This is a genomic window from Streptomyces sp. NPDC102274 (assembly GCF_044766385.1).
Taxonomy (GTDB): domain Bacteria; phylum Actinomycetota; class Actinomycetes; order Streptomycetales; family Streptomycetaceae; genus Streptomyces.
In genome coordinates, this window is the sequence record NZ_JBIWLW010000009.1 from 90,079 (window position 1) to 108,203 (window position 18,125).

Genomic DNA, 18,125 nt, shown 5'->3' on the forward strand with positions numbered 1-18,125 from the left:
AGGAGACCCCGATGCCCGACCAGCCCGCCCGCCCCGCGATGACCATGCGCGAGATCCGTGAAGCCCTCGGACACGTCCAGCCTGGTACGCCGGAGCCCACCATCCAGCCGATCGGATACCTCGTGACCTGCCTCCCCGAAGGCCACGACGACCGGTGGACCTTCACCATCCAGGTCCGCTACAGCGGCCACGGCTTGTGGGCCGTCAAGCACGGCAGCCGCCACTACGGCACTGACGGCACTTGGTCCTACGAACCGGATCACGGCGAAGACGACGGCGCTGAGACCGCGTGGCTGGCGGCGCATCGCTTCGACCACGACACCGCGCTGAAGCTGGCGCGCGAACTGGCGCCGGCGCTGACGTACCGAGGCCATTCCGTCGCCGACGCCCTCGGCAACCCCACCCCGTGACACGCAGTACGCCCCGCCCGGGACTCAGCCGGCGCGCACACCTACCGCACCAACCCACCAGGAAGGCCCAACCATGACTTATCTCGATCGGCGGGAGTGGGCGATTGTGTCCCGCCGCGAGTACGACCACCTCCGCGACTGCTACCTGTCGCCGCTGTCCGGCATGCGCGACCTCGGCGCCGTTCTGGTGCGCGAGTGGGGTCACGACCCCGATGAGCACCCGGAGCTACTGGCGCAGCTCGAAGTCGAACTGTCCGCTGCCCACGTCGAGACTGCGGCCGACCTGATGCGCGAGCACGGGTTGCGGGACCTCCGCGTCGAGCCCTGTGCCGAGCAGCCCATCGCGCCGTGACCGACGCACGCATGGCGGGGCCCGTTCGACCCGGGCCCCGCCACCCCACCACCTCATCACACGAGAGGCCACACCACATGACCCAGCCCACCCAGCCCGAGACCGAGTACACGTACACCGACCCCACCGACGCCTTCGGCCACACCCTCACCGTCATCCCGCTCGACGCCAGCACCTACGACGGCACGATCCCCGTCGTCTCGCTGTCTATCCAGGTGCCGCCGGACGCTACGGATCCGGAGAACCCGATCGTCTACATCCCGATCGCCGATGTGGAGCGGGTGGTGGCCGCGATCCGTACCGCCGCCGACCGGGCCGAGGTGGTCGCCGGGGACGCGGAGCGGTGCGAAAGCCGCTCGATGCCGAACCAGCAACACGGGGTGGTGCACTGCGTGCTGACTGCTGGGCATGCCGGGCAGTGCCAGAGCGCCACGGAATACCCCTACGTGTCGTGGCCCAACCCGTCGGACGCCCGGCGCGCCCGGTACGCGGACCCGCTGTTCGAGATCATGCGGGAGCACGGCGGGTGGGACGGCGTGCGGTCGGAACTGGTTGACCGCGAGATGAACATGATGGTCGACGCAGTCATGGCCGTGGCGGACGAGGAGATCAGCGAGCGCACGTACAACGAGCGGACCGCGACCGTAGACATCGACGTCACTCTGCCCGGCGTCGAGGGGCCCCTACCGATGGAAATCCCGCTCAGCGAGGCGCACATCCTGCACCAGCTGCTCGGCGAGGCCATCGGCATCCGGCCGGCCCCAGTCCAGGAGTGCCAGACGTGCCGGGCGGGCTACACCTACGGGCAGCCGTGCTCTGCCTGCGAGTACCGGGCGCTGATGGCCGTCACCGTACAGCCGGGCCCGGTGTCCGAGGACGAGGCGCAGCAGTGAGCGCCGACCAGCTGGACCTGTCCGCCCTCCGCCCGCTCGCCGAGGTCATCGCCAAGACGGTACGCACCACGCCAATCCGCCTCGGTCCCGGCGGCGCCGACAACCTGATCTCCGACCTGACCATCGCTGTCGCGGTCTACATGGGCCGCGAAGTCATCCCTACTGCCACCCCGAAGGAGAACTGACCATGCCGTACCCGGAGCTCGCCGATGCGAAGACCGCGCTGGGCATTCCGACGATCGTCTGCATCTGCGGCAGCACCCGCTTTATGGCCGAGATGACCGAGGCCGACCTGCACGAGACTGCGGCCGGTCGGATCGTGGTCCGGCCGGGCGTCAACATGAAGGCCGAACACCCACTGTGGGCTGACCCGGTGGAGGCCGAGGCACTCAAGGTGCGGCTCGACGACCTGCACCGGGCGAAGATCCGGCTCGCGGACGAGGTCCTGGTCGCCGGGGACTACATCGGCACGTCCACCACGGCGGAGATCCGGTACGCGCGGTCGCTGGGCCTGCCGGTGCGGTTCACGCACCCCGAGGTCGACCCGGACGCCGAGCCGCGGCAGTGACCGGCATGTCGTCGGCGCCCCGGGGCGAGCACACGCCTCGCCCCGGGGCGGCCTGGGAGGCCGTGCTCGTGCGGGTCGAGACCGTGGTGGAGGACGGGCAGCCGGAACTCAAACCGAACCGGGCGGCACGACGGAGGGCCGCACGCACCCGAGAACGGCGCCAGACGGCCGTCTCCCGCGATAACAACCCGAGTGCGCCCCTCGCCCCCGCTCCAACCTGCCCACGAACGGGCGCCACAGAGCCGTACAGCCAATCCGACCGAAGGACCATCACATGACCAGCCCAGCAAACGAACTCCGCACCGCCGCAACACTCCTCAAGAAACGCCTGGCCGACCCCGCCCTCACTCCCGGCCCCTGGCTGTCCCACGACCATGGCGACCGGATCCTGTACGACGGCCCCGACACCGAGACCGCCCCGCCCATCTACGTGGTGGACGAGCCGATGAGCAACGGCGCCAACGCACAGTGGATCGAGACCATGCACCCCGGCGTCGGGGCCGCCCTCGCCGCCTGGCTGGACAGCGCCGCCGACGACGCCGAGCAGATCGGCCCCGACCACCACGCCCTCGCCGTGGCCCGGCAGATCAACGCGCGCACCCCATGACCGCCGCGCGCTGGATCGGCGCCGGCATCCCCCTGCTGCTCCTCACCATTGCGGCCACGCTCATCGCGATGCTCCACGCCGAACAGCAGCGGAACCGCCGGCGCCAGGCTCGCACTGCGGAGCAGCACTCCCGGCCCGCGTGCGGCTGCCCGCACCGGGCCGCACTCGACGAACTCGCCCGCTCCGGGCTGGCGGGGCGGGCTGACGCACACTGTGGGCCCCCGAGTCGGGCAAGATCACTACCAAGGGGTCCTGGCGAGCACTAACCCTGAAACATCCGCCGCCCCGCCCTTCTCAATGAGGAACCTGGACACGGTGACAAACTGGGCGCCGGTGGTGAATACGTCATCCACCAGAAGTAATCGCTTGCCGTTGACGCTGGCACATAACTCCAGTGCGTCTGCGTGAGACTTAGCCGCAGCCATTTTTTCTTGCCAGGTTGGCCTTGAACTGGCTGACTTTTCTGTCTGACGCGTCTTCACCAGCACGGGACGATTCGGAGGAGGCAACGGCCAACGATCAAAGCGATCTTCCGTCCACGCGGCCTGCATCATGGCTTCAATATGCTGTAAGGGCTCGCGCTCAGGCGACGTAGGGTTCCCGAGGACTAGGTCTATGCCATCCATTCGGTGTGGGTTAGCTTCCATCCAACCCAGAATGAGCCGTCCAAATATGGAAGCCCAACCCGCCCCACGCGGATCGTACTTGAAAGTCTTGATCGTCCTTTCCAGATGACCAGAGAAGAGGGCGATCGCATCAACCCGGCTGAAGTATCTAGTCCCTTGAGGCCAATCACAGATCACGTTCTGACACCGAGTCTGCGGCGGCCTGATGCTCTGGCCGCACCTCGGGCAGTGATGGTCCGCCAGAGGGCTCACGTTCTGCGCCGCGCAGGCGGCGCACACCTTCGGCGTACCGACGTTCACGTAAGGGCAGCGAGCGCATGAGGGGAAGTCCAGCCGTCTAGGAAGATCTCTAGCAACAGTCACAGGCCCGCCAGTGCTAACTGAAGCCGCTGCTGTCCGGCACGGTGTATACGTTTCGCATCCCCTAGGCGGCAAATCACATCGTGAATCTCTGTCACTTCAACTGCACGGCCGTCCTCGATCATCTTTGCGGCCCATGGCTCCTGTGTCGCCAACGACCGCAGCAGAAAAACGTGTTTGTCGTGCTCCGCGGCGATACGTGCTTGCATCTTCGCTCCGGATGTTGCTGACGCTTCGATAACGACGCTGCCGAGCGTTGCGCCTGAAGTCACTACATTGCGGCGTGGAAATGTCCATGTCGCCGGAGAGGAGGAGGGCCAGAACTGCGAAAGAAGAGCCCCTCCTTCTTCAAGGATCCGGGCAGCCAGCGGCTTATTCTGGGCAGGATAGATACGCGCGGCAATGCCCGTACCCATCACTGCGACAGTACGGCCGCCGGCATCAAGCGTGGCAGCGTGCGCCGCAGCGTCGATCCCCTTGGCGAGGCCGCTGAAGATAACGACATCCTCCTTCACCAAGCCCCGGGTCATCCGGTCGGCACGTTTCACGCCATCCTCTGTGGCGGCCCGGGTACCCACGACTGCCGCAGACCGCGCGTCCCTCTCCTCCAGGCTCCCCAGGTAAAAGAGGAACGGAGGCAGGTTCGGGATCAGTCGGAGATTCGCGGGGTAGTCGGCGTCCAGGACAGTGACCAGCCTTGCCCCGGCTTGCTCGGCCGCTCCGACCTCATCGCGCACGCGTTCCCGCGCTTCCTCTAGCTGGCCAAGCCCTTTGCGCAGGAGCGACAGGTTTATGCGTGCGATTGCCGAGTCCTCCGGGATGTCTCCCCCCATCACGACATCCAGCGCGTCGCGAGACTGGCAGGTGCGTGCCAGGAGGCTCCAGTCGAGTGACTTCTTCCCTATGCGCAAGGCGCAAAGGGTGAGTAGACGTTCCTGCTGTGCTGTTAGAGCGAGCATGAGTATGGCTTCCTTCTACTTGCGGTCCCCTGTGTTCGAAGGGTGTGCGATTACTTGGACCGCTGCCATCATCGCGTATTTGACGGACCGTCCGCAGCCGGAACGCGACTTTCCGCGCGGGACCACTCGACCGAATGATCAGACTCCGGGTGCAGCAGCGCGCGGGCCGGGGCCGACGCGGCGCGGGACTGGGCTGCCGAGAAGTCGATGTGGTGGCCTGTCCAGATGACCGCCTCGCCATCGAGGACCGTTCCGGGGAGCAGCTGCTTACCGGCGCGGGCAAGGTCCTGCCACCAGGGCGTGACGATCCGGCCCGAGCGGGCGTACAGGACTACGGCCTCCGGGTTGCGGGCCATGATCGTGCGGTGTCCGTCGAACTTGGGCTCGTACCACCAGCCCTCACCAGCGGGCAGTACCGGGACTGCCTTCGCCAGCGCCACATCGACCGGGAGATCCACACCTCCAGGGTGCGCCCGGCCGATCAGCCGAGCACGCCGAGGGCTGTGTCCGGCCGGCACAGCGGACACGGCCGGATCCCGCGCTCCACCAGGGCCGCCACCGCCTGCTCCCGGGTGATTGGCCTCTTCACCTTGCCCGCCATCCCGCAGTCCCCGGCGTGTACCGCCACTGGGGAGCGGCGGGCGTCGATGCCGCGCTCGATGAGCCACTCGGGCGGTGGGGGCGGCGGCCGGCGCGCGGCGATCTCAGCTGCCCGTCCTTCCTCTTCGGCGATCCAGCGCCGCGTGCGCGCGAGGTCCTGCTCCTGGACGCGCTCCAGGAAGCGGAGCGCGGCGAGGCGCAGCGACGGATTATCGGACATGCGTTCGATATTAAGCTGTCGACACGCCGCGCCGCGTTCGCCCACCAGAAGGCGCCCGACGGACTATGGTGATCACACGACGCGGGTACGGATCCCGCCGCCGCCCACGGCGTAGTCGAGCAGGCAACACGAGGCCCCCATCCCGAGCGATCCGGGTGGGGGCCTTCGTCGTACGGGCTACTCCTCAGCGGCTTTCCTGGGCCGATGGGTGCCCGAGCCGGAGTACCCCCGCAGGATGTCCTGCACGGTGCTCGGAGAGGTGCCGATGCGGGCGGCGATCTTTCGGATCGAGACATCCTCGGCCTTGAGCTTGAGGACCAGTTCGCGGCGCTCCTCCTTCCACTTCGCAGTCCGCTTCACCTGCGCGGCCATCGCCTGACTCATGGCATGCACGCGCTCTTCCGGATCCGCGATCCGCTCAATGGCGTCAAGGGCTTCAGACACCCGCCGCACCTCCTCGTTGCTCACACCCGGCCCCTTCCCTTCGGGTGGGCCACTTGCCAGGAGTGTATGGGTCCCATACGCTCCATGGAAGTGACCCCGTGTCACTGATGCAGAACGGCCCCGGCCGGAGTTCGCAGCTCCACATGGCCGGGGCCAGACCTACCCACAACCACGAAGGGGTAGATCCGCCATGGATCGTATCCACAGCCTCACCACGCTGGCAGTCCCCGCCGCCAGCACCACCCACGAACGCTGCGAAACCTGCCGGCAGGCCCCCTGCCGCTGCGAGCCGAATATCAGCCTCACCGCACTCGCTGTCGCGGTCGGCGTCCTGCGCCCCAGCAGCCTCACGCCGCTGCTCCGCCACCTCCCCACCAGCTACCCGCAGGCCATCGGCCGCGTCGCCGGGGTGAACCGCTGATGGACGCTGCGACTCTCGCCATCGTCCTGCGCGCCACCGCCGACCGGCTCACCGCCATGAACCCGGACACGACCATGAGCGCCAACAGCCTCCACTCCGAGGTGCAGCTCAGCGTCTGGGACTGGCACGGCATCTACAACGACGCCGCCGTCGGCCGCGACATCACGAACACGCTCACCGCCGTCGTGGACCTGCCGCTCACCGGGACCCGCGCCGCCTACGCGGAGCGCCTGCGCGAGCAGTACGGGGCGGTGACCCGCTGATGGGCAAGCCGAAGAGCATCAACGCCAAGGACGCCGCCGACGCGTACAAGAAGGGCCAGGCCGCCGCCCGCGCCGAAGCCGACCGCCGCAAGGGCACCCCCGCCCCGGCACCCGCTGGCAACGACGACGCCCGCTGACCCCACCTGACCGGCCGGGCCGCGCGTGCCAAACCAACCGCGCGGCCCGGCCCCCTCACTCGGGAGCCGAACCGTGAACGCCCGCCCCCCGCTGACGACCGTTCAACGACGCCTCATCTACACCGTCACCGCCGGCGGCGTCCTCCTCGCCGGAATCGGCTTCGTCGGCTCCTACGGCGCCGTCCGCAAACTCGCCGAGGCCAAAGGCTTCGGCCGCTTCGCGCTGGCGTTCCCGATCGGTATCGACGCGGGCATCATCGTCCTGCTCGCGCTCGACCTCCTGCTCACCTGGGTCCGCATGCCATACCCCCTGCTGCGCCAGGTGGCCTGGCTCCTCACCGCAGCGACGATCGCGTTCAACGCCGCCGCAGCGTGGCCCGACCCGCTCGGCGTGGGCATGCACGCTGTAATCCCGGTCCTGTTCGTGGTCGTCACCGAGGCCGCGCGCCACGCGACCGGCCGAATCGCGGATATCACCGCCGACAGGCACATGGAGCCCGTACGGCTGATCCGGTGGCTCCTCGCCCCGCTGGCAACTTTCAAGCTCTGGCGCCGGATGAAGCTGTGGGAGCTGCGCTCGTACGAGGACGTCATCGCGCTCGAACAGGAACGGCTGATCTACCGGGCGCGGTTGCAGATGCGGTACGGCCGGATGTGGCGGTGGCGTGCACCCGTGGAGATGCGGATGCCGCTGCGGCTGACCCGCTACGGGCGCGCACTCGCCCCACTCACGGATGCGCCTGCTGCGCCCGCACTCACCGGCGCTGCGGACACGGATACGGATGCGGAGTTCGACCGGGTGGTGGCCGACGCAACCGCACTTGCCGGACCGACCACGGATACGCCCGCACTCACGCCGCATCCGAATGCGCGCGCACTCGCCGCACCGGATACGCACCCGGCCTCAGATGCACCGCACCTGGACAGCGCACTCGTCCTCGACCTCAAGCCCATGCTGCCCGCGATCCACCAGGTCACCGCAGATGCGCATCCGCCAGCACCTCCCGCATCCGTGCCAGAGCGGTCCAGTACGGCAGCATCCGATGCCGACTTGATCGAACAGGCACGCGCACTCGCCACCACCGGGCCGCTCTCCCTGCGCCGGATGCAGCGCGAACTCGGTATCGGCCAGGCCCGAGCCACCCGCATCCGCAACGCACTCGACCGGGAGGCCAGCTGATGCACGCTGCGTTCGCCGCACTCGCATCCGCATCCATGGTTGCCGCCTACTGCGCACTCGATCGGATGCGTCCCTCGCACTCCACCGCACTCGCCGTCGCGCTCGGCTTCATCGCCGGATGCGCACTCGCCACCGCACTCGCCTGAGGACCTCATGTCTGACAAGCCGATCACTCCAACTCGGATCATCCCCGCGGGCGCAGCCCTGCCCGACCGGCCGCCCGCGCCCGACGACATCCCGCCCTGGCGACAACCACCACCCCCGCCGCCCGCACCGCCGGCCCCGCCCGCCGTACCCGCACCACCCCCGCCGGACCTCGGGCCCATCGAGGTGTACGTCACCTTCCTGCCCGCACCCCTCCCGCCCGAGCCGACCCGCTGGGAACGGCTGCGGGCGTGGCTGCGGACCTTCGCCACGCCCCTCCAGGCCACCGCGGGCCTGGTCCTCGCCGTCGCGCCGATCCTGCCGCGCGGCCACTCCTGCGCCACCACCTGGCTCGCCACTGTCGCTCAAGCACGCGACATGGGCACCGGCTGGGGCTACGCCATCGGCGGAGGCGCTCTCCTCCTCGCCGGGTGCGCGCTGGTCCGGAAACGCGAACAGCGCCGCGACGGGAGCAGCTTCCTGCGGGTGTTCTTCCTCGCCACCACATTCGTCGGCGCATTCGGCGCCATCCACCTGTACGACCCCGTCACCTGGATCACTGGAGTCACCCCATGATCGGCACAACCCTCGCCGGAGCCGCCATCGCGCTGGCCATCCTCTTCCTCAACCTCCGCAAGTGGTGGACCGGCGGCCGGGCGCTGAAAGACCTCATCCCCACAGGCCAGGGCCTGATCACCGGCGCCATGAGCACCGTGTGCGTCGGCGGCCTCGCAGGCTGGCTTTCCGGATGCACACGCCAGGCCACCAACTTCGGTGGCAGCAAGGCGGTGTCGGGCACGACCGGAACCGACTCCGGCAGCACCATCGCCACAGCCTCCCTCGGCTCCCTCACCCCCGAGGGCGGCGTCGTCGTGTTCCTCCTGTTCGTCGCCACAGTCGCCGCGTACAAGGCGTTCAACAAGGAGGAGAAGGGCCGACTCCTCGGCGCAATGGCCGCGGGCGCGATCCTCTGTGCGACCGCCGGCATCGCCGGGATGCTTCACGGACTCCCCGAGATCGCCAACAGCCTCGGCGCCAGCGGCCGGGCGCTCCTCGAAGGGCACGGCCTGTGACCCGGCTCCAGACCCTGGCGCGCCGCCTGTGGGACGGCTCCACCATCCGGGCGCGCCGGCTGGCCGACACGGTCACCACGTGGATCAGGAAAGGCCGCCGGGAAGATCTCACCGGTTTCGTCGCGGTCCTCGGCTGCTGGCTCCGTGTCGCCCTAGTCGCCCTCGGCCTGTACGTCCTGTGGCGTCTCGTCCGCGCGATGCCCGCGCTGCTGTGGCTGATCGTCCCCGTGTGGTGCTGGAAAGCAGTCCGCGCCGCACCCGCGGGTGAGGCCCCGGCCGACGGGCCGGACCTCCCCGAGGACGACGCGGAGGACCATCTCCGGGACATGCTGTCCGACCTCATCGGCGACCGCCCCGGAGTGCACCTCTCCACCGTCTTGGACCACCTTCAGAAGCAGGGCCAGGGAGAGGGCTGGGAAGTGGCCGATCTGCGCTCCCGGCTGGAGGCGCTCGGGGTGCCCGTCCGGCGCTCCGTGAAGGTGGCCCGCCGGGTGGCGTACGGGGTCCACCGGGACGACCTCGCAGCCCCTTCCCCGCAGCCGGTTGAGGAGGCCGCCGCGTAGGGCGTCTACCCCCTCGTCTACCTGCGGGTCTACCGCTCAACTACCCCTCATCTACCGGCCTATCTACCGCCGGTCTACCCCTACCGAGAGAGGCGCCGTCATGGCGAAGAAGAAGCACAAGAAGTGCCAGACCTGCGGCACGCGCGACAGCACCGTGACGAGGATGCGCGACCCGTTCACGGAAGCGCTCTACCCGGACGAGGAGCACGAGGAAGTGACGCTCTGCGCTCCTTGCGCCGTCGCTCGGTTCGAAGAGAGCTGACCGGTTGCCCGCTCCGCCCGTCTCGTACGGACGGAGTCGAGGGGAGTCGGGACAGCCCCGAACGAGAGAGGAACCCGCGATGAACGACGACATGACCACCGCCGACCTCTTCACCGGCGACGAGCTCTACGAGATGGACCAGGCCGACGAGGCGCGCCTTGACGCGGAGGACGACGCCCACAACACGGCCGCGGTCGAGGCCGAAGAAGCAGACGACGGTGAGCCGTGGCTCGGTCTCGCCGACGGCGAAGAGCGCTGACCAACCATTCACCCCGGGGCGGCTGTTCGCTGCCAGGCATCCCAGCCGCCCCGGCCCCCATCCCGCACACGAGACAGGACGGCCATCGTGGCACGCACCGAGAAACAGAGCAGCACCACCTCCAACTCCCGCAGCTACCTCCGGCCACGCGGACAGGAGACCACCCCCACCCCCGGCGCCGGCCGAACCGACGGACGTCTCCGCCGCGGTGACGAAATGCTTCCCAAGCCGCGCCGCTGACCGCTGTCAGTGCCGCGCCGTACGCTGTTCTCATCCCATTCGCGCATCTGGCTGCTGCGCTGCGGACCGAGCCCCCACCGTCACCCGTCGGTGGGGGCTCACCCATACCCGCCCACACCGCGCGCCCGCTGCGTCATCATGAATTCATGTCCATCCTGTCCCGCGTGCTCCGCCGCCTACGCGTCCACCACAGATCAGACCGAGCCAGACGCCGCCACCCCGTATGCCAGTGCGGCCGGTTCCACCCGGGCCCACGCGGCACATGACCGAATGGGAAAAGTGATGGCCGAGCCCACCCCTAACACGTGGTCAAACTGCACGGCGGACCACTCGACGGCATGACGGCACCACGCAGCCGGGACCCCGGCATGTCACGAACCCATCACCCGTCGGACACGCCACACGCACATCCGCCACGATGTCCCCTCATCCACACAGTCCTTGGGGGGACCATGCACACCCGCACCCGAATCCGCACCGCCATCCTGGCCACCACAGCCGCCGCGCTCCTCCCCCTCACCGCAGCATGCAGCAGCAGCGAACAGGGCACCGCCGAGCGCGGCGTAGCGCCGCAGCAGTCGGTGACGGGAGACGCGGCGCCGGCCGAAGAGCCCATCGAGGAGAAGGCGCCGGACACCGAACTCGCGGTTGGCGACGGCTTCCGCTACAAGGACGGTGTCCTGCTCGCCGTCACCGGGATCAACCGGCTGACCGCCGCTGATTTCGGGGAGTTCGACCTCAAGCCCGGCGCCGACAAGACCGGGTTCCGCGTCTCACTGGACGTAACGAACAACGCGAAGAATCCGTTGGACCTCGACGCGTGGGGGGTCAACGCGCAGGGCGCGACTACGGGCGGCCAGACCGAGTTCGTGTCTGCGGAGAAGGGGTCCCGGCAGATGACGGGCCGTCTCGCGCCGGGCAAGAAGGGCTCGTTCACCTTCGAGTACGCGCTCGCCAAGAAGGACGGGGCGGAGGTCGTGTTCACCATGACCCGCGTGGACGACAGCGTCGACCTTCTTGCCGAGGACCCGCACTGGACCGGCACCATCAAGTAGAGGTCTGCGCGTCGCCGCTGTTGTGGTGTACATGAGCTGAAGGAGTTGAGAAGGGGCCCGCCATCGCGTGGGCCCCTTTTGCATGCCTGACGCCTCCCGCACTACAGATGTAGTGAATTAGAACGTGTTCCAGTTATGCTCAGCTCAGAACTGGCCGAAACAGGGGGCACGCATGGCTCAGCCGCTATCCGCGTCAGCAGCGCTGTCAGCGCTCCGCGCCGAGGGCGTGGAGATCGTTGAGGTCGGCAACTGGCGCACACACAACCGTGATCACATGGGCGAGTGGGGCCCGGTCCACGGCGTGATGATCCACCACACCGTCACCAAGGGCACCGACTCCACCGTCCGGCTCTGCCGCGACGGCCACAGCACCCTCCCCGGCCCCCTCTGCCACGGCGTCATAGCCAAGGACGGCACCGTCCACATGGTCGGCTGGGGCCGCGCGAACCACGCGGGCAGTGGCGACGACGATGTCCTGCGCGCGGTCACCGCAGAGTCGGCCCTCCCGACGGACAACGAAGCCAACACCGACGGGAACGCCCACTTCTACGGCTTCGAGTGCGAGAACCTCGGCGACGGCCGCGACCCTTGGCCCGCCGCGCAGCTGGAGGCGATCGAGCGCGTCGCGGCGGCGATCTGCCGGGCGCACGGCTGGACGCAGCGCTCGGTGATCGGGCACCTGGAGTGGCAGCCCGGGAAGGTCGACCCCCGCGGCTTCACCATGGCGTCCATGCGAGCCCGGATCGGCGAGCGCCTGGCCGGAGCGAAGCCCAAGCCCCCGGCACCCAAGCCACCGGCGAAGACGTACGAGCCGTTCCCCGGCGCCGCGTTCTTCGCCGTCGGCCGGCGCAGCGCCGTCATCACGGCCATGGGCAAGCGCCTCGTGGCGGAGGGATGCGGCCGGTACCAGGTCGGGCCCGGTCCGGGATGGACGGACGCTGACCGGAAGTCCTACTCCGCCTGGCAACGGAAGCTCGGCTACTCGGGCAGCGACGCCGACGGCATCCCCGGCAAGACCTCCTGGGACCGACTCCGAGTTCCCAACGTCTGACCGCTTCGGTTTTGAAGCGGCATCTCCCCGCAGAACGGAGCATCACCATGGCTGCACCCGTAGAGACCAAGGTCAAGGCCGCGAGCGCCGCGAGCTTCCTGGTCGGTATCGTGATCGCCCTCCTGAACGCGATCGCGGCCGACAGCTCGTTGCTCGGCCCGCTGCCCGCGTGGGCCCAGGCGGTCATCCTGCCGCTCATACCGACCGCGCTCACGTTCCTCGCCGGATACCAGGCGAAGCCCGCCCCGCGCACGGGCCTCCTGCGGTGACCGCCCCGCAAGTCCCCGGGGTCCACATAGGAATCGGGGAGATGTACCAGGAGGTACAGAAACTGGGCAGATCCGTCGACCGCATCGAGCTCAAGTTGGATGAGGTCCTCCGGGAGACGACGGATATTCGATCCGACGTCTCCGACCATGAAACCCGCCTACGCGCCCTCGAACAGACCGTGTGGCGCGCCGCCGGAGGCGCCGCCGTCCTGGGCGCGGGCGCGGGGATCCTTGCTCAGTTCATCATGCGATAGCCGGGGGGGTGCTGTGGCTAACGTCGATCCGTGGATGAGGCAGGACGCCGAAAGCGATCCGGCCTATGAGGCGTTCGCCGTGTACCGGGACATGGGATCGGCCCGCACTCTCGGAGAAACCGGGCAGACTGTCGGCAAGAGTCTTGGCCTGATGAAGAACTGGTCGTTCACGCACGGCTGGGTGGAACGCGCCCGCGCATACGACCAGCATCTGACCGGTGTAGCTACCGAGTCGTACGCGGTGATGGTCCGCAAGACCACGGCGCAGCAGTCCGCGCTCACCGACAAGCTGTTCGACCGACTCAACGAGAGCCTTGACCAACTGGAATCGGGCGAGGACCCGACGATGCGGTGGACACAGGCATTCTCCGCAGCGTGCAAGGCCCGTACGACCCTCCTCGACTACAACAAGCCGGAGAGCCCCAAGCACACGGAACTCTCCGAGAAGATCACCGCGATCATCGAAAAGCTCGGGGGAGGCGACTGATGTCCCTCCTTTCGCGCGAGGAGATCGCCGCATGGCCCCTCAAAGCCCAAGAGCAGCTCCTCGTACGGCTGGAGCAGATCGAGCAGGACCACGACGCCGGGAAAGTCCCCTGGCTCTGCGACCGCGAGAACTGCGACGGCATGCCCCACCCCGGCCGACAAGGACGCCACGCCCGCGCACCCCAGCGCGCGCCCAAAGGCGACGGCTGGGACGTGTGGCTGCTCCTCGCCGGCCGCGGCTTCGGAAAGACACGGACCGGCGCGGAGTGGTCCATCGACCAGGCCCGCACGTACGAACGTGGTGCGCTCGTCGGCCCGACCGCCGCGGACGCCCGCGACATTCTGGTAGAGGGTGAGTCGGGGATCCTCGCCTGCGCGCCGGCCACGTTCCGCCCGGTGTACGAGCCGAGCAAGCGGCGTCTCGTCTACCCCAACGGCGCCATCCAGACCGTCTACAGCGCGGACGAACCAGATCGGCTCCGCGGGCCCCAGCACCACTACGGCTGGTTCGACGAACTCGCCGCCTGGCGGCGCCTCCAGGCGTGTTGGGACATGGCGCAGCTCGGCATGCGCCTGGGTGACCACCCCCGCATCTGCATCACGACGACTCCACGCCCCCTGCCCGTGATCAAGATGCTCATCAAGGACCCGATGACGCACCTCGTCAAGGGCTCCACATACGACAACCTCCACAACCTCGCGCCCACCTTCCAACGCGCAGTCGTCTCCAAGTACGAGGGGACCACCCTCGGCCGGCAGGAGCTTGACGCCGAGGTCCTCGACGACATGCCCGGCGCCTTGGTTGCCCGTTCCGTCATTGAGGCGAATCGCGTCCAGGAGGCGCCCGAGCTGATGCTCACTGTCGTTGGTATGGACCCTGCGGGCACCGGCCAGGGTGACGAGACCGGACTCGTTGCGGCTGGCCGTGGTACGGACGGCCACGACTACATCCTGGCCGACGTGTCGAAGCGCATGACCCCGCGCGACGCGTCGCACCGTGCGTGGGCTCTGTGGGACGAGGTCTCAGCCGATTTTCTGGTGGTGGAGGACAACGGCGGCAAGGACTGGATTGGCCAGGTCCTGAAGGACGCGTGGCGCGAGATCTACGGCGACGACGCGGGCGTCCCACCGATCCGCCGAGTCAACGCCTCGCGTGGGAAACAGCTGCGTGCGCAGCCTGTGGCGATGCGGTACGAGCAGGGCCGCGTACACCACGTTGGCGTCCACGCAGAGCTGGAAGACCAGCTCACCTCGTGGATCCCCGAAGAGGACCCGAACAACAGCCCGGACCACATCGACGCCATGGTCCACGCCGTCGCCCTGCTGATGAAACGCGACCGCGCCCGCATGGTCCTCGCCTCACCCCACGCCACGCAGAGGCCCGCATAGAGATGACGATGACCATGGACACCCTGACGCTCGTGCTCGCCGCGCTGGCCACCGCCCGTATCACCCGGCTGATCACCGCCGACCGGATCACCGACGCGCCACGCAACTGGATGATCCGCCGCCTGCCCCGCGAATCGCTGGCCGCGTACCTGCTGGTCTGTGCCTGGTGCTCATCCGTCTACGTGGGCGCGGGCATGGGCGCCGCATGGTTCGCGTGGGGCGGCGAGCGCTGGTTCGCCGCGGCGTGTGCCGCTCTGACGTTCAGCTACATCACCGGATGGCTTGCTTCACGAGAGGGCGGTGAGTGATGGCCCTGCTCAAGCGTCGCAAGGGCACAGAGGAGCGCGACACAAAGCCCCGCGTCGTTCTCGCCGCAGCGATCCCTGTCACCGGTCCGGACGCGCGTGAGGCATGGAGTGCTCGGCAGGGAGACACCGCCTGGCAGAAAGAGGCGTGGTACTTCTACGACGCGATCGGCGAACTCCGCTCCGCCGTCACCTGGATCGCCAACGCTGTCAGCCGGGCCGAACTGTACGCGGCCGAGGTCGACCCCGACACGGGCATGCCGACCGGGCCAACAGACAATGCGAAGGCCAAGGCCGCCGTAACGGCAGCACTCGGCGGCGCGGCGCATCGTGCCCAGCTTCAGTACACGATGGCCGTGAACTGGCAGATCCCCGGGGAGGTTTTCGTCCTCGTGCGGCCGGGGAAGGCCGCCCGAGGCGGGGCCCCGGCGCCGGATGAATGGATCGCCCTGTCCGGGACAGAGGTGGATTACAGCGGCGCCCGCTGGTCATACAAGGACCCAATGACCGGGGTCAAAAAGGACCTCGCCCTCGATGACCTGCTGATGCGTGTCTGGTCACCACACCCACGGATCCAGTACCACGCGGACAGCGCGGTCCGGCCGGCGCTTCCGGTGCTGCGGGAGATTGAGAAGGCCAGCCAGAACATCGCTGCTCGCCTCGACAGCAGGCTCGCGGGCAACGGGGTCATGTTCCTTCCCGAGGAGATCAATTTTCCGGAGCAGGAATCTGGTGCCACCGGCGCCGAAGGTTTCATGGAGTATCTGGCCGGCATTGCTGCCCGTTCCATGCAGACCCCGGGCACAGCGGCGGCGCAGGTCCCGGTGATGGCCCAGATCCCGGCCGACATGATCGATGCGATCAAGCACATTGATCTGGCTACCGCCTTCGACGCGGCGGTGGTCGCGCTACGTGCCGACGGGATCAAGCGGCTTGCTGAGTCGCTGGACATGCCGAACGAGGTCGCGACCGGGTCCACAGCGGCTGCGAACCACTGGGGTTCGTGGAAGGTGGAGGAAGACACCTACAAGATCTACATCGAGCCCCTCCTCGACCGCCTTGGAGACGCGCTCACCACGCACTGGTACCGGCCGACACTGACACGCATGGGGGTCACTGATCCGGACAGGTACCGGCTCGCCTGGAACACGTCAGAGATCGTCCAGCGGCCCAACCGCACGGAGGACTTGAAGTGGCTGCACGAGCATGACCTGATTTCCGACGAAACGATGCGAGCCGAAGTCGGCGTCGGCGAGGACGACATCCCTGACGTGGAACAGGTGCAGCTCCGCCGCCTTGAAAGGATCGTTGTCGCGGCTCCATCTCTGGCAGATGACCCGCAGGTCGCACAGCGTCTGTTCGGATTCGAGATCACCAGCACACCCCCGGCTAGTCAGATCGAGAGCGGACCTCCGCCGGCGCCCGCTGCTCCTGAGCGGGACCCGCGCGCGCTGCCCGCGACGCAGAACGATCAGCCCCCAGCCCTGGCCGCGTCCGCCGGCCCGGTCCTGCCGGACGGACTGCTTCCAGCATGCGAGCTGGTCGTATTCGACGCGCTCTCCCGGGCAGGCGGTCGCCTCCTGACGAACCAACTCCGAGGCAAGTTCAAGGACACCCCCAAGCACGAGCTGTACCGGCACATCCCATACGAGGCACAGACAGTGCCGCGGCTGATGGAGGGCTCGTTCCAGTTCACAGCGAACGTCGCCGATGCCTTCGCACTGTCCACGCACGCGTTGGACGCCACGCTGATGACGTACACGAGTGGGCTACTGGGTGGGCGAGTTGAGCATCGTCGGGAGTTGCTGGCTGAGGCGCTGGCGGCGACGGGCGGAAGTCGGTGAGTACGCCGCCGGAGGATGAGAACCTGCCCGCGCGGCTGCGCGCGCAAGCCATCGTCCGGGGCGGTGAGCAGCGGATCGGCCGCGCCTGGTTCCGGTCGCTGACCCGGATCTTGGACCGTGTACGGCCTGCCGTGGCGCCCCCGGACGGTCCCCTCGACCCCAACCGGGTCTCTGACGAAGCCCAGTTCTGGACGGACGAGGTCAACGTCCAGATCGTGCCCGAGGTTGCCAACGTGCTGCGGCACGCCTGGCGGCGGGTGACGAGCGCGGGCGATCCGGTCACCGACCCGTACGTGGCCGACTACCTCAACGACGCGGGGAACAGGCTCGTACGGGTGCCGGATGAGGTGTACGCGCGGGTCGTGGTGGAGATCGAGCGGGGCATTCGTGAGGGCCGGCCGATCCCGGATGTGACGGCGGACGTGCAGCGGATTCTCACGGCGTCCGGGTCGGAGTTGTGGCCGAACCGGGCGCGGGTGGTGGCGCGTACGGAGACGATGGGCGCCGTCAACGCGGGCGTGTTCCGGAGTGCGCAGCTGGATGCGGAGGCGCGTGGGGACATGGCGCCGATGAAGGTGTGGCTGGCGACTGAGGATCAGAGGACACGGCCGTCGCACCGGCAGGCGGACGGGCAACGGACTTTGCTGGGCGCGCCATTCGAGGTGGGCGGGTCCCGGCTCTTGTTTCCCGGGGACCCGCGCGGTCCGGCGCAGGAGGTCATTCAGTGCCGATGCACGCTGCTGCCGGTGGTGCTCGGCGAGACGCTCGATTGGACCGACCGACAGAACCCGAGAGGCTGACTATGCCCAGACGTTGGACATCCGTGCTCGCACGGTTCGGAGTACCCACCGGAGACGGCAGGATCATCGCCCCCGGCGCCCTCACCTCCCG

The 18,125-nt window shown here is 68.4% G+C and carries 30 protein-coding genes and 1 pseudogene; 26 read left to right on the top strand and 5 right to left on the bottom strand.

The annotated features are described in order from the left end of the window. The first annotated feature begins 11 nt into the window (after positions 1 to 11). From ACIRQP_RS14840 to ACIRQP_RS14865, 6 genes are all read left to right on the top strand, one after another. Entirely contained in the window at positions 12 to 410 is a 399-nt protein-coding gene (locus ACIRQP_RS14840; protein ID WP_403888872.1) for a hypothetical protein, read from the top strand. 73 nt (positions 411 to 483) lie between these two features. Continuing rightward, positions 484 to 762 (top strand): hypothetical protein, encoded by a 279-nt coding sequence (locus ACIRQP_RS14845; RefSeq protein ID WP_403888875.1) that lies wholly within the window; start codon positions 484 to 486, stop codon positions 760 to 762. A gap of 77 nt (positions 763 to 839) precedes the next feature. Beyond that, complete coding sequence (locus ACIRQP_RS14850) at positions 840 to 1,655, top strand: hypothetical protein (protein ID WP_403888878.1); 816 nt, start codon at positions 840 to 842, stop codon at positions 1,653 to 1,655. After that, on the top strand, positions 1,652 to 1,840 hold the full coding sequence (locus ACIRQP_RS14855; protein WP_403888881.1) for a hypothetical protein: 189 nt from the start codon (positions 1,652 to 1,654) through the stop codon (positions 1,838 to 1,840). The genes ACIRQP_RS14850 and ACIRQP_RS14855 overlap by 4 nt, the downstream gene beginning before the upstream one ends. Positions 1,841 to 1,842: 2 nt before the next feature. Next, positions 1,843 to 2,223 carry a hypothetical protein gene (locus tag ACIRQP_RS14860; RefSeq protein WP_403888884.1) on the top strand — a complete coding sequence of 127 codons (381 nt, stop codon included), beginning with the start codon at positions 1,843 to 1,845 and terminating at the stop codon, positions 2,221 to 2,223. Positions 2,224 to 2,497: 274 nt separating this feature from the next. After that, a complete protein-coding gene (locus ACIRQP_RS14865; protein WP_403888887.1) occupies positions 2,498 to 2,830 on the top strand; it encodes a hypothetical protein in 333 nt (110 codons plus the stop codon). Between the two features lie 239 nt (positions 2,831 to 3,069). Here the strand turns inward: ACIRQP_RS14865 and ACIRQP_RS14870 are convergent, their stop codons facing one another. The 5 genes from ACIRQP_RS14870 to ACIRQP_RS14890 form a co-directional block, all read right to left on the bottom strand. Then, positions 3,070 to 3,384 (bottom strand): ComF family protein, encoded by a 315-nt coding sequence (locus tag ACIRQP_RS14870; protein ID WP_403888890.1) that lies wholly within the window; start codon positions 3,382 to 3,384, stop codon positions 3,070 to 3,072. A gap of 431 nt (positions 3,385 to 3,815) precedes the next feature. Beyond that, a complete protein-coding gene (locus ACIRQP_RS14875; protein WP_403888893.1) occupies positions 3,816 to 4,775 on the bottom strand; it encodes a DNA-processing protein DprA in 960 nt (319 codons plus the stop codon). Between the two features lie 68 nt (positions 4,776 to 4,843). Next, a complete protein-coding gene (locus ACIRQP_RS14880) occupies positions 4,844 to 5,233 on the bottom strand; it encodes a hypothetical protein (protein WP_403888896.1) in 390 nt (129 codons plus the stop codon). 23 nt (positions 5,234 to 5,256) lie between these two features. Continuing rightward, entirely contained in the window at positions 5,257 to 5,595 is a 339-nt protein-coding gene (locus ACIRQP_RS14885) for a DUF6233 domain-containing protein (RefSeq protein ID WP_403888899.1), read from the bottom strand. Between the two features lie 177 nt (positions 5,596 to 5,772). Beyond that, positions 5,773 to 6,063, bottom strand: coding sequence for a helix-turn-helix domain-containing protein (locus ACIRQP_RS14890; RefSeq protein ID WP_403888902.1), 291 nt, complete (start codon positions 6,061 to 6,063; stop codon positions 5,773 to 5,775). 166 nt (positions 6,064 to 6,229) lie between these two features. Between ACIRQP_RS14890 and ACIRQP_RS14895 the strand changes: the two genes are divergently transcribed. The 20 genes and pseudogenes from ACIRQP_RS14895 (at position 6,230) to ACIRQP_RS14990 (ending at position 18,034) form a co-directional block, all read left to right on the top strand. Then, positions 6,230 to 6,460: a hypothetical protein gene (locus tag ACIRQP_RS14895; RefSeq protein ID WP_403888905.1), complete on the top strand. Its 231-nt coding sequence runs from the start codon at positions 6,230 to 6,232 to the stop codon at positions 6,458 to 6,460. Continuing rightward, positions 6,460 to 6,723, top strand: coding sequence for a hypothetical protein (locus ACIRQP_RS14900; RefSeq protein WP_403888908.1), 264 nt, complete (start codon positions 6,460 to 6,462; stop codon positions 6,721 to 6,723). The genes ACIRQP_RS14895 and ACIRQP_RS14900 overlap by 1 nt, the downstream gene beginning before the upstream one ends. Beyond that, a complete protein-coding gene (locus ACIRQP_RS14905; RefSeq protein ID WP_403888911.1) occupies positions 6,723 to 6,860 on the top strand; it encodes a hypothetical protein in 138 nt (45 codons plus the stop codon). The genes ACIRQP_RS14900 and ACIRQP_RS14905 overlap by 1 nt, the downstream gene beginning before the upstream one ends. A 73-nt stretch (positions 6,861 to 6,933) precedes the next feature. Next, a pseudogene (locus ACIRQP_RS14910) lies at positions 6,934 to 7,585 on the top strand (DUF2637 domain-containing protein); the annotation flags it as partial. Positions 7,586 to 8,039: 454 nt separating this feature from the next. After that, positions 8,040 to 8,186 (top strand): hypothetical protein, encoded by a 147-nt coding sequence (locus tag ACIRQP_RS14915; protein ID WP_403888914.1) that lies wholly within the window; start codon positions 8,040 to 8,042, stop codon positions 8,184 to 8,186. A gap of 7 nt (positions 8,187 to 8,193) precedes the next feature. After that, on the top strand, positions 8,194 to 8,760 hold the full coding sequence (locus ACIRQP_RS14920) for a hypothetical protein (protein ID WP_403888917.1): 567 nt from the start codon (positions 8,194 to 8,196) through the stop codon (positions 8,758 to 8,760). Next, the gene (locus tag ACIRQP_RS14925) at positions 8,757 to 9,257 is read left to right on the top strand and encodes a hypothetical protein (protein WP_403888920.1); all 501 of its coding nucleotides are present in this window, start codon (positions 8,757 to 8,759) and stop codon (positions 9,255 to 9,257) included. The genes ACIRQP_RS14920 and ACIRQP_RS14925 overlap by 4 nt, the downstream gene beginning before the upstream one ends. Beyond that, positions 9,254 to 9,820, top strand: coding sequence for a hypothetical protein (locus ACIRQP_RS14930; protein ID WP_403888923.1), 567 nt, complete (start codon positions 9,254 to 9,256; stop codon positions 9,818 to 9,820). Before ACIRQP_RS14925 ends, ACIRQP_RS14930 begins: the two co-directional genes overlap by 4 nt. A gap of 100 nt (positions 9,821 to 9,920) precedes the next feature. Then, entirely contained in the window at positions 9,921 to 10,082 is a 162-nt protein-coding gene (locus ACIRQP_RS14935) for a hypothetical protein (protein ID WP_403888926.1), read from the top strand. Positions 10,083 to 10,161: 79 nt separating this feature from the next. Then, positions 10,162 to 10,341 carry a hypothetical protein gene (locus tag ACIRQP_RS14940; RefSeq protein ID WP_403888928.1) on the top strand — a complete coding sequence of 60 codons (180 nt, stop codon included), beginning with the start codon at positions 10,162 to 10,164 and terminating at the stop codon, positions 10,339 to 10,341. Between the two features lie 87 nt (positions 10,342 to 10,428). Beyond that, entirely contained in the window at positions 10,429 to 10,581 is a 153-nt protein-coding gene (locus ACIRQP_RS14945) for a hypothetical protein (RefSeq protein ID WP_403888931.1), read from the top strand. Between the two features lie 452 nt (positions 10,582 to 11,033). Further along, positions 11,034 to 11,636 carry a hypothetical protein gene (locus ACIRQP_RS14950; RefSeq protein WP_403888934.1) on the top strand — a complete coding sequence of 201 codons (603 nt, stop codon included), beginning with the start codon at positions 11,034 to 11,036 and terminating at the stop codon, positions 11,634 to 11,636. 172 nt (positions 11,637 to 11,808) lie between these two features. Beyond that, complete coding sequence (locus ACIRQP_RS14955) at positions 11,809 to 12,687, top strand: peptidoglycan-binding protein (protein ID WP_403888937.1); 879 nt, start codon at positions 11,809 to 11,811, stop codon at positions 12,685 to 12,687. Between the two features lie 47 nt (positions 12,688 to 12,734). Continuing rightward, positions 12,735 to 12,956, top strand: a complete 222-nt coding sequence (locus ACIRQP_RS14960) for a holin (protein ID WP_403888941.1) — start codon at positions 12,735 to 12,737, stop codon at positions 12,954 to 12,956. Between the two features lie 41 nt (positions 12,957 to 12,997). Continuing rightward, positions 12,998 to 13,210, top strand: a complete 213-nt coding sequence (locus ACIRQP_RS14965) for a hypothetical protein (RefSeq protein WP_403888943.1) — start codon at positions 12,998 to 13,000, stop codon at positions 13,208 to 13,210. A gap of 34 nt (positions 13,211 to 13,244) precedes the next feature. Next, on the top strand, positions 13,245 to 13,697 hold the full coding sequence (locus ACIRQP_RS14970) for a hypothetical protein (protein WP_403888946.1): 453 nt from the start codon (positions 13,245 to 13,247) through the stop codon (positions 13,695 to 13,697). Then, the gene (locus ACIRQP_RS14975; protein WP_403888949.1) at positions 13,697 to 15,085 is read left to right on the top strand and encodes a terminase large subunit domain-containing protein; all 1,389 of its coding nucleotides are present in this window, start codon (positions 13,697 to 13,699) and stop codon (positions 15,083 to 15,085) included. The genes ACIRQP_RS14970 and ACIRQP_RS14975 overlap by 1 nt, the downstream gene beginning before the upstream one ends. 8 nt (positions 15,086 to 15,093) lie before the next feature. After that, positions 15,094 to 15,393 (top strand): hypothetical protein, encoded by a 300-nt coding sequence (locus ACIRQP_RS14980; protein ID WP_403888952.1) that lies wholly within the window; start codon positions 15,094 to 15,096, stop codon positions 15,391 to 15,393. After that, positions 15,393 to 17,234, top strand: coding sequence for a hypothetical protein (locus tag ACIRQP_RS14985; protein WP_403888955.1), 1,842 nt, complete (start codon positions 15,393 to 15,395; stop codon positions 17,232 to 17,234). Before ACIRQP_RS14980 ends, ACIRQP_RS14985 begins: the two co-directional genes overlap by 1 nt. Next, positions 17,231 to 18,034 carry a phage minor head protein gene (locus ACIRQP_RS14990; RefSeq protein ID WP_403888958.1) on the top strand — a complete coding sequence of 268 codons (804 nt, stop codon included), beginning with the start codon at positions 17,231 to 17,233 and terminating at the stop codon, positions 18,032 to 18,034. Before ACIRQP_RS14985 ends, ACIRQP_RS14990 begins: the two co-directional genes overlap by 4 nt. Positions 18,035 to 18,125: the final 91 nt, after the last annotated feature.